Consider the following 14,956-nt stretch of genomic DNA (forward strand, 5'->3'; position numbering starts at 1 on the left):
CCTAAAAAGAAACGGCAATTTCCAATTTGAAAATTGCCGTTTCTTTTAAATCTGAAGATAGGTCATTTAAAACCCACGCTAAACCGTGAGCAAAGCATCCTCAGGAGCAACCAGTTCCGCCAGCTTGGCTGCGATATCCGACATTGTCTCCTCAGCAGTACTCAACCCACTTCTGGAACCAAGTAACGGACTCACATCACGAAGTGCTTCATAACTAGTGTTGTGGACAATGGGCACAAGTAAGTCCCTGGCCAAAAGCGCCGAAAGCTCTTTGTCTGCTATACCCTCATTTGCAAGTCTTTTCAACAAAGCCGGCGTAACCAGTACAATACCCACTCGCGACTTAACCAATCCCTTATCAATCTCCCGAAGCAGCGGCGAGCCCAAGAGCACATCCTTCTCACTGAACCAAACCGAAACTCCTTTGGACTCCAGTAAATCATGCAATTCTTTAGCGGCTCCCTGACGGTCATCCCAGGCGTGGCAAAGGAATACATCCCTTAAATCAGGTACGGCGGCTCTTCTCTCAATATTTTCCCTCACCGGTGTAAGCGAGCGAACCTCCGCAGGCGTATAATATACCGGTGAGCTCGCCCGAGACCAGCGCGGTTTCGAACTTCTTCGACCACTACCGCTGCTGCGACTAGGGGATGGAGAGGTGTAGGAAGAATAGCTCGGCGAATAAGAACTGTAACTGCTATAGCGACCCCTTCCCCCGCAGGCTGGGCAGGCATCCGCGCCGCTCGAGGTCCGATGTCCATACGTAGGTGCTGTGCATCTTGCCATTATTTATACTCCTTTCTAACACCCTTGAATGGTGTTCCATCTTGTTTAACATCCATGAACCGTCCAGTTCCACTATCTCTTTTTACCCACTGTTCAGTAGTAGGATTGAACGTTTGAGAACGGTCTCTTACCGCTCCATGTCGGCGGTTGTCGCCCGACTTTCCAATTGTAGCCATCTGTGTATTTTTCTGTTTTCGACGCCATCACGGCACTATTTACATACTTTCTGATATCGATCAAAACAAAGCATGTCGCTGAAATCAGCAATAATTATTTGAAAACGCATTTTTTCTTACGGAACCGCTGGCGCGCAACCTTCGGATACATCGGAAAGGAAAGTATTTCACGGTTTCCCGTAATATTTTTTAGATTACGAAACAAATTGCTTTATTTCGCGTTCAATTAGAAATTCACTTTGCACTACCTTCCGGGTACAGGCGATAACAAACGGTCGCTAGGTGTTGGTCGCACCTAGCACTCAATTTCTTATCGTTTTCCTATTAAAATTTTAACTTTTTCTCATTTTTACTAAATATTTTATCAAATTTACTACTTTTATTAGTTTGTTTTTAAGCGTTTTGTCAACAAAAATCTAACAACTAACAAAGGCCTCGATTTCAGCCTTCCAATCCTCAACCAACGCAGCAACCATATCTATTCTCCTGATTTAATGGACTGCTCGTTACAAATGAAACTATCACCCAGTCGTCTCTTCTATGCGTTTTAAAATTAAAGTCACGCCTAGCTATTCCGAAAGCGATTATCCGAAGGTATAATGGAACTGTGCGGTGTATCTGCATAATAAAATTATTATCTGTTACCATTGGTTTGATGACCATATGAAAGCGAATCATGATGTAAGCAAAAATCCTAAGCAATTGCAGGGGATTAAACCAGGAAGTTTGAAAAGTAACGCAGTAGTGAATTTATTGACTGATCAATAGGCTGTTCGAATCGCGACCGCGAATAGAATAAGATTCCAAGACTGCTAAGAAATGCCCATTAGATCAGTAATATTTTAGTTTGAAAATCGCGCGAACCTTTGCATTCTAAAGTAAAGTCCTTAATTTGAGCCAAAACTAATTTACCTAGTGATACTAAATGAGCAGCTCTAATTTTACATTTCTCCAGGCCGAATTTCCCTTACTGAGCAACCTCAGTCAGGCTGCCGAATATAACCTATATCACGATCCCAGCACCTCCCTATATAAATTAAGGCAGTTCGGAGAATACATGTCCGAACAGATTTTTGGTATTTACGGCATCGAACTGCCAGAACAAAATACTTTTCAAGGCAGGATTTATGCTTTAAGAAGCCAAAACCTATTGCCAGTCAGCGTGGTCGATCACTTAAACCTACTAAGGCACAAGGGCAATAGCGCAGTTCACCATTATGTAGCGACCGTCGAGGAGGCGAAGTCTGCACTATTTGGCGCTTTCAAACTCGGTAAGTGGTTCTATGAAGCCTATTCGGTCCAAAACCAAAACCTGGATGAATTAAAATTCAAACTTCCCATTGAAGCAAACGCAAAGCAAGCCCTGGAAACCCTAGAAGCTGATTTCGCGGATATTGAAGCGAAATACCAGGCACTGCTTAGTCAGACCCACAACATCTCCTCCGCTGATCGTTCCGAGTTTACCGCAAGAGCAACCCGCTCAGCTTCTAAGCTCGAGCTCACCGAAGCCCAGACTCGGATATTAATCGATGAGCAACTGAGCAAAGCTGGATGGGAATGCGACACGGTCAACCTCAACTATAAAAGCCATAAGACCCTTCCTGAAAAAGGCCGGAATATTGCCATTGCCGAATGGCCATGTGGGGGTAAATGGGCAGATTATGCCTTGTTTATCGGAGAGGAGCTCTACGGCATTGTGGAAGCGAAACGCTATGCCCAGGACATCTCGGCAAATCTAGACCAATCCAAAACTTATGCCAGCTGTATTGCCCCATCCGAGGAATATATCCTGCTTGGAGAGTGGCAATTTTACCGCGTCCCGTTTCTATTTGCCTCTAACGGCAGAAGTTATATTGAACAGCTAAAAACCAAATCCGGTGTCTGGTTTTTAGATGTCCGGGATGAGTACAATCAGGCACATGCATTGCACAACTTCTATTCACCCGAAGGCCTGAAAGAATTGCTCGAAAGGGATATCAGCAGTGCAAACCAAAAACTGCAGAAAGATGATTACGCGTATTTGAGCTCCACCAGTGGATTATCGCTGCGTGCTTACCAAATCTCAGCCATCAAGGCGGTAGAGCAAAAGCTCAGCCAACCGCAAGCTGTAGACAAGAGCGCGCTACTGGTGATGGCCACTGGAACAGGTAAAACGCGTACTATCGGTGGACTGGTATACCGGCTCATCAAGGCCGACCGGTTTAAACGCATTTTATTTTTGACCGACCGAACCTTACTTGCCACTCAGGCCAGGGATGCCATTTCAACCAATCCCATTGAGCACCAGTTGTCATTTGCCTCGATTTACAACATCGCTGATCTGGATATAAAGCGGCCAGATTATGAGACCCGTTTACAATTTGCTACCGTTCAAAGTATGGTTAAAAGGGTGTTTGAGAGCGAAAATCCGCTGCCAGTTGATGCTTTCGACTGCATTGTGATTGATGAGGCCCACAGGGGTTATATACTCGATAGGGAATTCATTGAAGAAGATTTAGACTACCGTGAGCAGGAAGACTATATCGGACAGTATAAAAAATTACTCTTTTATTTTGATGCCTGGAAGATTGCCCTGACCGCCACCCCAGCGCTACATACCATACAAATCTTTGGTAAGCCAGTATATTCCTACTCGTACCGTGAGGCGGTTGTCGACGGCTTTTTAAAAGACCATGAGCCGCCATACACCATGAAAACCAAGTTGAACCAGCAAGGTATCCACTGGGAGCGGGGGGAAGACGTCTCGGTTTACGATGCCGAAACCAATAGCATCGAGCAACTCGCCAACATCGAAGACGACATTCATATCGAGGTGGATGGCTTCAACAAAAAAGTACTCACCCTGTCTTTCAACCAAACTGTTTTAGCAGAACTGGTGAAAGAACTCGATCCCGATGGGGAAGAAAAAACACTCATCTTTGCAGCCCGGGATTCCCATGCAGATGACGTGGTACGCATCTTGTATGAAGAATTTGCCAAAATTGGCATCAATGTACACCAGGATGCTATCTTGAAAATCACTGGTAGCATCAAAGATCCAGCTGGAGAAACGCGGAAATTTAAAAACGAAAAATACCCCAACATCGTGGTGACTGTGGATTTGCTAACCACCGGTATCGATGTACCAGCAATCACCAACCTGGTTTTTTTAAGGGCCGTTAAATCCAGAATTCTGTATGAACAAATGATTGGCAGGGCCACCAGGCTTTGTGATGAAATTGGCAAGGGAAGTTTTAAAATCTTTGATGCGGTAAACCTTTATAAAGCTATGGAGGATAAAACCCAGATGCTCTCGGTTGCCAACCCTTCAGTGAGCTTCACTCAGTTGAGCCAAAAACTCTCGCAAGTAGAAGATGCGGATCAGTTCGAGCGATTTAAAGAACAATTGATTGCGAAACTCCAAGCCAAAAAACATAAAATACAATCGCTAGACTTAGAGAAATTTAACTTTTTGAGCCATGACAGCAGTCCGGATACCTTCATACAATCCATCAGAAGCCTTTCCATCCAGCAGGTCAAAGCGCTCATCCATGATACAGCTGATCTGTGGAAATTCCTAGATGAACATAAAGCCCAGACCCAAAAGATACTCCTTTCTGACCATCAGGATGAATTTATCGCCATGGAACGCGGTTATGGACAAGGGGTGAAACCCGAAGACTACATCGAAAGCTTCAAAGACTACATCCAGGAAAACAAAAATAAAATTGCTGCCCTAGAGATGGTGTGCTCTAAACCCGCAGATTTAGATCGCAAATCTTTAAAGGAGCTCAAGCTCCTGCTAGACACAGCAGGCTTTAATGAAACTTCCCTAAATGCCGCCTGGAAAGCAAAGAACATGGTCGATACCTCGGCCGACATCATAGCCTACATCCGCACCCTTGCGCTAAATACTGAACTCGTACCGCCGGCGCAAAGGGTGAAAAATGCCATCAACAAAATCAAAGCATCCAGGGACTGGAACAAAACCCAGCTTCGCTGGATAGAACGTTTTGAAAAACAGCTCCTTGCAGAAACTGTCCTCACCCGGCAGGACCTGGACTTGCAGCCCTTCGTGAACGAAGGCGGCTTCAACAGATTAAACAGCATTTTTGACGAACAGCTTGAGCCACTGATTATTAAATTAAACGAGTATCTTTTTACCGCCTAATCCATTTTTTAACTGCATTTTTGCAGCCTCGGCCAAGCCAAAACTTGGCCCCAATTAAAGAACTATGAGTGCACAGGAAATCGCGAACAAACTTTGGAATTTATGTAATGTACTGCGTGATGACGGGGTAACCTATCACCAGTACCTGAATGAATTAACCTATATATTATTTTTAAAACTCTCCGAAGTTAAAGGCTTCAGCGATCAGATTCCAGAAGAATACCAGTGGCAGGTTTTTGTTAAAGAAACCGATAACCTGGAAAATTTCAACCGTTATAGAGCATTCTTAGCGACCGTTGGCACCAAAACCACCAGCGAGAGCATCAAAGAAATTTACAACAATGCCTCCACCACGTTAACCAAACCGGTTAACTTTAGTACGCTCGTTAAAGCCATCGATAAGCTCGACTGGTATGAAGAAAATGATCGCGACGTGATGGGCGACATCTATGAAACCTTACTGGAGAAAAATGCCAGCGAGAAAAAATCAGGTGCCGGTCAATACTTTACCCCAAGGCCCTTGATCAACGTGATGGTTGACCTAATGGCCCCAAAACTTGGTGAAAAATGGAATGACCCGGCTTGTGGCACCTTTGGTTTTATGATCTCAGCGGATCATTACCTGCGAGAAAAATATGACTACCTGTACACCTTAGAAGGCAAAGCCAGAACCTTCCAATTAGAGGAGGCCATGTCTGGGGTAGAACTGGTAGGCGATGCACACCGGTTGGCTTTGATGAATGCCCGTTTACACGGTATGGAAAGCCGAATTTATCTAGGGGATACCCTAACCGATTTAGGCAAGACCTTAAAAGGTTATGATGGCGTATTAGCCAACCCACCATTCGGTACCAAAAAAGGAGGTGAAAAACCTACCCGCGATGACTTAAGTTTTGTAAGCAGCAACAAACAGCTCAATTTCTTGCAGCATATTTACCGTTCACTAAAAAAAGACGGTAAAGCCAGGGCTGCAGTCGTACTACCCGATAACGTACTTTTCGAAGACGGCGATGGACAACGTATCCGAAAAGACTTAATGGAAAAATGCAACCTGCATACTATCCTTCGATTACCCACCGGTATTTTCTATGCTGCAGGGGTTAAAACAAACGTTTTATTCTTCACCCGAGGCAAAAAGGAAGAAGGCAATACCGAAAAAGTTTGGTTTTACGATATGCGGACCAATATGCCAAATTACGGCGTACGTACCCCGTTGACGGAGAAGGATTTTGAAGGCTTTATTTTAGCATATACAGGTGGAATTAGTGCTGAGGGTAGTATTCAGAATTATGATGGCACTGTCGATTCTACTTCTAGAGCAAAAGTTAAGAATAGTAGGTGGCAGTGCATTTCCATCGAAATGATTAAAAATAAAAATTACAGTCTTGATTTAGGGTTGATGCCAGATGACATCGTGGCAAAAGCTGATCATTTGGGACAGCCATTATTAGTTGCTCAACAAGCGATGACCGAATTGACAAAAATCCAAATAGCACTTTCTGATTTGATTAAAGAATTAATTTAAATGTCAAAACAAAACACAGCGAATTGGTTAACGGTAAAATCTGACGATGTCTCGGATATTGTCGATTATGTGGCAAATGGAAGTTTTGAGTCGTTAGCAGGAAATGTTAAGGTGATGAATAATGATGGCTTTGCGGTTTTAGTTCGACTTAAAGATTTTAATAACAAGTTTTTGAAAGATTTAAAATTTGTAGATGAGAGTTCCTATAAATTTCTTAAGAAAAGCTCCTTGTCGCCTGGAGATTTATTTGTCTCTAACGTAGGTAACCCTGGACTATGTTTTGTTGTGCCAGAGTTCGAAAAACCAATGACTTTGGGACCTAACGGAGTTAGGTTAAGAGTCAATGACTTTTACAATAAGTTTTTTTTGAAATATTTCCTCGAATCCCCTCAAGGGAAGGAATTGTTGAAAAGAATTATCACCGGAACAGCGCAACAAAAATTTAATAAAACGGATTTTAGAAACTTATATTTTCCTCTTCCTACATTGCCTGAGCAGCAACGGATTGTTTCAAAGTTGAATAATTTGTTCGCTGAAATTGAAGTTATAAATAAAGCTTTAAAGAAAATACCTCAACTCTTGCAAATGTTCAAACAAGATGTATTGAGCTTAGCTATTTCCGGCGAATTAAGCCGAAAATGGCGAGAAGCAAATGGTATCAGTAAAGCGGCAAAAGGTATATTAGCAGATGTCATCGAGAATATCGAGTCGGGAAAAAGTTTTAATTGCTTAAATATTCCTGTAACGGCCGGAAATGTTGGTTTAGTAAAAATAAGTGCAGTTACATGGGGGTTTTTTGATGAAGTTGAAACGAAAACCGTAGTCGAAATCGATAAAATTAACGAGCGCTTATTTATTAAAAAAGGAGATTTCCTCATCTCGAGAGCGAATACTTTGGAACTCGTTGGTGCGCCGGTCATTGTTGGTGATATTCACAATGATATAATGCTGAATGACAAAGTATGGAGAGTACTATTTAGAAATTGGCAAACAAAATTTTACGTAATGTATTTTTTAAAAAGCAGTCTTGGTAGAAAGGAAATTCAAGCTATCGCTTCGGGCAATCAGCTATCCATGAGGAATATATCGAAAAGTAATTTTAAAACGATTTCTCTTGACATTCCTGCACTTGAGGAGCAAGAAGAAATCATACGACTTATCGAAAGTTTGTTTGCCAAAGCCGACAAAATTGAAGCACAATACAAAACCTTAAAACAAAAAATAGATTCTCTGCCTCAAGCCATCTTACACAAAGCATTCAAAGGCGAACTGGTCGAACAGCTGCCCACCGATGGTGATGCTAAAGACCTGCTGGCAGAAATCAAAAGACTAAAAATAAAATAACCGCTCAACCGCTAAATTAAAATTATGAATACGCTCTTCTTCGGGAAAATTTCCCAAAAATACGATGTCAACCAACTCAGTCAAGGCTACTACGAAGCGCCGAAAGGTTCTTCCTGGTATGGAGATCTCGAGATTGGGGATTACGTCTACATCATTGGCGGCGACAAAGTACAGTATTGGCGCGCCAAAGAATGGCAAGTGGTCAATGAAAAAGACCGCTTGTATTTTGAGATTCTTAATGCAAATATCGGTATTTCTCTGACCAGGTTTTTAAGCCTAAATTTCTTCAAAATCTCTAAAGCCCTGGCCGTATTAACCTCCCGTTCAGCGCGTAACAAAGCTTTCTTTAAAATCGAGCTGACCAAAGATATCCCACTAGAGAACCTCAGAGAGTCAGCTATTTATCAACAAGAACAAAACTTTAGACACATCAGCCTGCTTAAAAGCAGTGAAGAAATTGAGGCACAATCAGCGGACATCCAGATATATTTTAACCCAGCGCAAAACCTTGAAATTTTTCCAGCGCCATTTATCAATCCCGACGTGCTCAGTCAATTCCGGGATAATTTCAAATACATCGGAAAAGGAGCCAAGCGTAAGGATACTACCCTTAAGTTACTAAAAGCCGCTTTCGCACAGGCCCCGGCCACAATATCATTAGACACCATATCCCTGCGATCCCTTTACGATGTGCTTTTCTGTGAGTACAAAACCACCTCCAATTATTACCTGCTCGGTGCTTACTGGGACCAGGCTGATCCAAAAGACCGGACGGATGGTTTTATCAAAGAGGGTATTTGGTATAACGGATATGACAATACGTTCATCAAAGAAATAAAAGCCATTCCTGTGGGCAGTAACGTCGCGATTAAGTCCGCCTACGTTTCGGGCAGCAAATCAGCCATCAAAATTAAAACTTTAGGTATCGTAACCGCCAATGCAGGCGATGGCCGCACGCTAGAAGTGGAATGGGAGGAAAATTTCAAACCTTTTGAGCTTAAAATTGGCGGCTACCGCAAAACTTATCACATGGTGAGCAACGAAGAACATATTGATTTAATATGGGGCGCATCTAACGAAGAAGATGATACTCAGGAAAACCCAGAGGAACCTGCACAAACGATGCAAACAAAACATCCCTTAAATCAAATTCTTTATGGTCCTCCGGGAACAGGAAAAACCTATACCAGCATTGATGCTGCCGTGCGGATTGCAAGTGGTCAATCAGCCAAGCATGCAGCAAACAAAATTGTATTCGATCAACTCCGCAAAGAAGGCCAGATCGAATTTGTCACCTTTCATCAGGGTTATGCTTATGAAGATTTTATGGTCGGCATCAAGCCAAACGTAGATGCCCCAGAACTCACCTTTAGACCCTATAAAGGTATTTTTTATAAACTAGTCGAGCGCGCAAAGGAAAACTACCTTGCAAGCAAAGAAGACCGGAGCATCCTTAAAAGCTTTGATGAAGTATTTGCTGAACTCCTTGCTCCATTAGAGCAGGAGCAAGCCATTCCCATCACCATGGCATCCGGTATCGAGTTTAACATTACCGATGTGCAAAATGGCACCATTCGTTTTGAAAAACAAAACAAAACCAATAACCATTCACTAAGCGTGGAAACCCTAAAGGCCATCGTGGAAGGTAAACGTGAATTCAACTCCGGACTGGGCGTTTATTACCAGCCTTTAGTAAAGCTTTTGAAAGAAAAGCAGGAAAGTAGCCAGCAAAAGACAAGCCTTAAAAACTACGTACTCATCATTGATGAAATCAACCGGGCGAATATTTCCAAAGTTTTCGGTGAGCTGATTACCCTGCTGGAAGATGATAAGCGTATCGACGGTGAAAATGAATTAGCCCTGACCTTACCTAATGGTGAGCAAAACTTCGCCATCCCACCAAATCTGTACATCGTAGCTACAATGAATACAGCGGATAAATCCATCTCGCTGATTGATGTGGCTTTGCGCAGAAGGTTTGAATTTATCGGCTACTACCCAGATGCAAGCTTGTTAATCGAAAATTATCCAGACCGGGTAGATTTGCTCGAGCGGCTCAACCAGGCCATCTTCTCTAGAAAGAAAACCGCTGATTACCTCATCGGACATGGTTACTTTATGAAAGCAGAAACACTCGAACAAATTATCCTACACAAAATCATCCCGCTGCTGATGGAGTACTTTTCGGCAAGGGTAGAGGAGGTCACTGCGATACTTTCCGAGGCCGGAAAAGCGGTAGAGTATAACCCCAAAAAATTTAGATGGGAATTTATAACGGTTAGCCCAACAGATGATGAGTCAGCAGCCGATTAATTACGAGTTTGGCCCTCGCTTCCAAGTCAAAGACAGAGATAAACTGGAAGCCTACCTTTTCGAAATCGCCAGGAAACACCAGATCGAAAAAGATCCGAATTTCAATGCGCTCAGCTATCGAAAAAGGCAAAGCTTCCTGTCCTTTGACGGAAATCATGCCAGCGCAAGAAATTACATCGGCTTTATTCAAGGCGAGGGGGAGCATATTGAAATCTACCCAAAGGTGTTTAAGGATTCCAAGCTCAATAAATCCAGCATCTTAAAACACCTGTTTTACTGGTTTGACTATTGCCGAAAATGGAAATTTCCCTTTGCTGAAGTCTCTTTAAGCAATCTAGATGAAGTGGAGCTCCCTGAGTTGATCATTAATTTGATTGCTGGTCAAATATTCGAAGTGGTCTCCACCGCGCCCATATCATTATATGAACAGGTGGAGGAAGCGCTGATGATGCCCAAGGGTAGCATCAATTTCAACCGTTATATGACCACTAGTTTAGCAAATGGGAACTTTCACATGCTTGAATGTGACCATGAGCCCCTGCAATACGATAACCGGCTGAACCGGGTCATCAAATACGTCAGTCGGCTGCTGCTGGCAAAGTCCAAATTCGCCCAGACTAGAAAAACATTGGAAGACGTTCTATTTATCCTGGACGAGGTGGAAGACTGCCCCTGTCAGGCGAGCATGCTCGACCGGATTCAGATCAATCCTTTTTTCACCGCCTACCAAAGTGTCATTGGGCTGTGCAAAATGGTGCTCGAGCAACAAATTTACGACCACCACCAAGATGAAAAAAGCCACTGGAGTTTGCTATTGCCTATGGAATACGTCTTTGAAGACTTTATTGCCGGATTCCTGGAAACCCACTTCAGCAAGAATTGGGAGGTAAAATACCAGAAGTCAGACCTATACCTCGCGGAAGGTGATATCTTTAACATGCAACACGACATCTTCCTCACCTTAAAATCCAACCGCAAGGTTACCATCATCATTGACACCAAATACAAGTTACGCGGTAAAAATTTCAAAGACGACCCCAAAAAAGGCATCAGCCAATCCGATATGTATCAAATGACTGCCTATGCTTATCGAAGAGGCTGTCACCATGTGCTACTGCTTTACCCTAACCAGGAACAAATCTGCAAGGATAAAGATAGCTTCACGGTGATGAGTTTCGATAAAAGCCAAAAGATAAAGGTGCATGCAGCAGAAATTCCCTTTTGGGATCCCGCAGGGCACCAGGCGGTAAGCGCTAACCTGAAAACAAAACTTACAGCACTCTTAAATGGCATTCAAAATGGATTATAAAATCTTGCATGGGCCAAAACTGCAGAGCTACAAGCTCCTCCAGGCATCATTCGGGTCAAGCAAGTGCTTTTTTTTAAGCGTTCGATGACCGGAAGGGGATCCTAAATCTTGAACGCATTCTTTTTATTTGCACAAGAATGCTCCGTGCGAAAAGATTAGTTTGCGTGAAAAATACTTAATATTAAGTATTGATTAGCAGGTGCTTATCGCTTAACTTTAGTTGCAGTAATATTTTTCGACCAGTTCCCATTGACATTTTAACGCCCGCCCCTTGATAAGCGAGCTGGCAATGAAGTGATCGTTACAGCCGATTTCATTAGAAGATAGTTTGTAAAGCAAAGGGAGCTCATCAGAAAAATAATTACTAAACGCATTCCTTTTTTTAACCAAACTTCTCATTAACCGCTACATACTCAACGCTCTTTATGAATCGATCAACCGAAATACTGACCATTAATAACCAAGGACGAGAATTTTTAATCGAAGCGAGTGCCCAAGGCGGCCTCGAAGACATCTCAGGATTCGAAAATTTCAAATCCGAAGAATTAATGGAGTCCATCAAAGGCATCAGCGAAACCTTTGTGGAAGCACTCAAGTCAGTCAGTCCAGATAAGTTTGCCGTAGAATTCGGCGTGGAGATTTCCTTAAAATCAGGTAAGTTATTGGCCCTGCTCTGCAATGGTGAAGGCAAGGCGAACTTGAAAATTACATTGGAGTGGAGTAAAAAGGAATAAAAAATGAGCCAGGCTTATTTCACGCTCTTACAAAATTGCTGTGCAAAGATTTTCAATGGTAAGCAAGGCACCGCTTTTTTTGTTTCTCCAACCATTGCCTTTACTTGCGCCCACGTGATTGCAGCAGATAAAAATGTTGGAGATCGGATTAACATGCTTCCCTTCGGTTCTAATATAAATATCGAGATGACCATCTTAGCCATCTCCAGAGACAGCTTTCAGGATTATTGCATCTTGGAAGTTGCTAGTGGATATCAATCAAAAGCCCATGTCTTACCCGCTTCACAGGCTGATCCACTACAGTCTGAAACAGGCATACTTGGTACGGGTTTTTCGATGAATATTGGAGAAATGATTGAGGGATTTTCTGGTATTTACGAAGCGCCAATCGCACCGGCAAACCCTGAAAGCTATCCATTCGGATTTTGCAAAGTCAAAAATGTACAGCTCGTACCTGGAATGAGTGGCTCGCCAGTCATTAGCTCTCGAACCGGAAAATGTATTGGCGTGCTCTCGAAAACTCGCGATAAAGACATGGACATCGGTGGTTGGGTGATTCCAATTGCTGCACTAATGGCCCAGCTCAGCGATTTGGGCCATGTCTTGGCTATTAGCCCGCAAATAAACGAAGATTGGGCGCTGGCCCGTGCTGCACATTTTACAACAACACAGCCTGAAATCCAGCAAACCGAGAAACTGGCCCAGGTACACGATGAGGCCTATACTTGTGACCGTGTCCACTTTTCTGCCCATTATAAAACCTTCGAAAACTATAGTCAATCCCAGCAATTAAAAATCAATCACTTGCTCATTGTGGGAAAAAGTATGCATTCACCGGTCGGCTTAGCTAGAAAACTGATTTACGAACAAATTGCGAGAAATACTGGTGAAAGCTTTTATCCGAGTAATCCCAGAAAGGCGGTCGACCGGATCATCAAATTAAAAGTAAACTATACCCATACCATTACCGATATACTAGCGGACTTAAAAAAACTATACATCGGCAGCGCAAGCGAACTTGCTGCACTCTCGCAAAACACCCAGCTAGACTTAACCGAGGATCTCATTAGCGCTTTCAACAGGAATAAATGTAATATTCATATTTTGAATGTAACTCTTCCTGAACAAAATGAGGATCAGCACAAGCTTTTTGCGCTACTCCGCGATTTTACCCTCGCATTAGCGGTCAAGGAGGACAGACTGCAGTCCAAAGTATTTTTCTTTTGGTGCCTGACGACCGATTCATCAGCGGCCTCATCAATCCTCAAAGGTATTGTAAAGCAGCAGTTTGCCCCAAACTTTAGCAGCTGGATGCTTCGCATTCCTATAATCAACAACAGACTGATAATGTCTGCCCTAAAGAAATGCGCCCCTTCGGACTATCACCTTTGGCCGCTTAACCAAGGTCAGCCCTTACAGCGGCCTCCAGATAAGGATTTGCAAGGCTGGATAGATGTGATTAATGGCGGCGCATTGCTTGTTGATGAGCCGCGCAGAAAGTCTATTCTGGCATTAAAAAATACAACGGACATCGAAGGCGCCTTCATTCAAATTATAGATGAATTTAACGCCAACACCACAAAACTACACCCATGAGTAATCTAGAACACTTCGATTTCACAGATCTTTCAGTTGGTATTAATGCCCAACAGGCCCAAACTGGAAAGTACCTGATCAGCCCTGAACTTAACAATGCAGTTCGGGTCGCCATGTTTTTAAAGCTCCCCCTGCTCATCACCGGCAAGCCTGGTACAGGCAAAACAATGTTGGCCTATAAACTCGCCCAGGACCTGTCTGCAACTTTTGAGAAGCGCTTTCTGCCTTTCCCTTTAAAATTTAATACCAAGACGACCTCAGTTTTTACTGACTTACTCTACAACTATGACGCGCTCGGACACTTTCACCGTTCAAACATTAAGAATTTGGAACGCAGTCCAGTGGATAAAATCAAAATCGCAGACTTCATTCAGCTCAATGCCCTGGGACAGGCGATCATGCTTTCTGCAGGGCACTACCGAAGTGACTATCAATCCATGTCAGAGATTAGCAAGTACCTGAGTTCGCAAGTAATTGAAAAACTAGGTGAACCGATGAGTACGGTGGTCTTAATCGATGAAGTAGATAAAGCACCCAGGGATTTTACCAATGACCTGTTAAATGAGCTTGACCGCTTTGAATTCACCCTTAAAGAAGATCACAACCAAACCTACAAAAAAGGTACTGGCGATATATTTATCATCATCACCAGCAACTCTGAAAAAGGACTACCTGATGCCTTTTTAAGGCGCTGCGTTTTCTTTCACATCGAGCCACCTAGTGATGAGTTTTTAAAGCAGGTCTTACTTGCCAAGCTCATCGATCACAGGGCCTCTACTGCCCAGGGAATTGACGAGCAATTGATTACCAATTACATCAGTATCTTCAATAAGATAAAGGCGAAAATTTCCAAAAAAGAACCATCTACTGCGGAGCTGATTAACTGGATGCTCTACTTGCAGCCCTATTTTTCAAAAGGCATCCAGTTCAGCGACATCTCGCCTGATATCCAGGACGCCAGTTACGGAATACTCGCTAAAACAACCGAGGACCTAAAAGAAATCAAAACGCTATTCTAGAAAA

The 14,956-nt window shown here is 43.1% G+C and carries 10 protein-coding genes; 8 read left to right on the forward strand and 2 right to left on the reverse strand.

The features are described from left to right. Nucleotides 1-78: 78 nt before the first annotated feature. Nucleotides 79-786 carry a toll/interleukin-1 receptor domain-containing protein gene (locus tag R2R71_RS19365; protein WP_316832935.1) on the reverse strand — a complete coding sequence of 236 codons (708 nt, stop codon included), beginning with the start codon at nucleotides 784-786 and terminating at the stop codon, nucleotides 79-81. Further along, complete coding sequence (locus tag R2R71_RS19370; protein WP_316832936.1) at nucleotides 786-962, reverse strand: hypothetical protein; 177 nt, start codon at nucleotides 960-962, stop codon at nucleotides 786-788. Before R2R71_RS19370 ends, R2R71_RS19365 begins: the two co-directional genes overlap by 1 nt. 925 nt (nucleotides 963-1,887) lie before the next feature. Here R2R71_RS19370 and hsdR point away from each other — a divergent pair. The 8 genes from hsdR to R2R71_RS19410 all read left to right on the forward strand — a co-directional run bounded on the left by hsdR (nucleotide 1,888) and on the right by R2R71_RS19410 (nucleotide 14,952). Then, entirely contained in the window at nucleotides 1,888-5,112 is a 3,225-nt protein-coding gene (hsdR, locus tag R2R71_RS19375) for a type I restriction-modification system endonuclease (RefSeq protein WP_316832937.1), read from the forward strand. A 64-nt stretch (nucleotides 5,113-5,176) separates the two neighbouring features. Continuing rightward, entirely contained in the window at nucleotides 5,177-6,637 is a 1,461-nt protein-coding gene (locus R2R71_RS19380) for an N-6 DNA methylase (protein ID WP_316832938.1), read from the forward strand. After that, entirely contained in the window at nucleotides 6,638-7,981 is a 1,344-nt protein-coding gene (locus R2R71_RS19385) for a restriction endonuclease subunit S (protein ID WP_316832939.1), read from the forward strand. It begins immediately after the preceding gene. A 24-nt stretch (nucleotides 7,982-8,005) separates the two neighbouring features. Continuing rightward, nucleotides 8,006-10,294, forward strand: a complete 2,289-nt coding sequence (locus R2R71_RS19390; protein ID WP_316832940.1) for an McrB family protein — start codon at nucleotides 8,006-8,008, stop codon at nucleotides 10,292-10,294. Then, a complete protein-coding gene (locus R2R71_RS19395; protein ID WP_316832941.1) occupies nucleotides 10,272-11,603 on the forward strand; it encodes a 5-methylcytosine restriction system specificity protein McrC in 1,332 nt (443 codons plus the stop codon). Before R2R71_RS19390 ends, R2R71_RS19395 begins: the two co-directional genes overlap by 23 nt. 425 nt (nucleotides 11,604-12,028) lie before the next feature. After that, nucleotides 12,029-12,337 carry a CU044_2847 family protein gene (locus R2R71_RS19400; RefSeq protein WP_316832942.1) on the forward strand — a complete coding sequence of 103 codons (309 nt, stop codon included), beginning with the start codon at nucleotides 12,029-12,031 and terminating at the stop codon, nucleotides 12,335-12,337. 3 nt (nucleotides 12,338-12,340) lie between these two features. After that, the gene (locus tag R2R71_RS19405; RefSeq protein ID WP_316832943.1) at nucleotides 12,341-13,933 is read left to right on the forward strand and encodes a serine protease; all 1,593 of its coding nucleotides are present in this window, start codon (nucleotides 12,341-12,343) and stop codon (nucleotides 13,931-13,933) included. Continuing rightward, the gene (locus tag R2R71_RS19410) at nucleotides 13,930-14,952 is read left to right on the forward strand and encodes a MoxR family ATPase (RefSeq protein ID WP_316832944.1); all 1,023 of its coding nucleotides are present in this window, start codon (nucleotides 13,930-13,932) and stop codon (nucleotides 14,950-14,952) included. Before R2R71_RS19405 ends, R2R71_RS19410 begins: the two co-directional genes overlap by 4 nt. The last annotated feature ends 4 nt before the right edge of the window (nucleotides 14,953-14,956 follow it).

The organism is Pedobacter aquatilis (assembly GCF_032678405.1).
GTDB classification, from domain to species: Bacteria; Bacteroidota; Bacteroidia; order Sphingobacteriales; family Sphingobacteriaceae; genus Pedobacter; species Pedobacter aquatilis_A.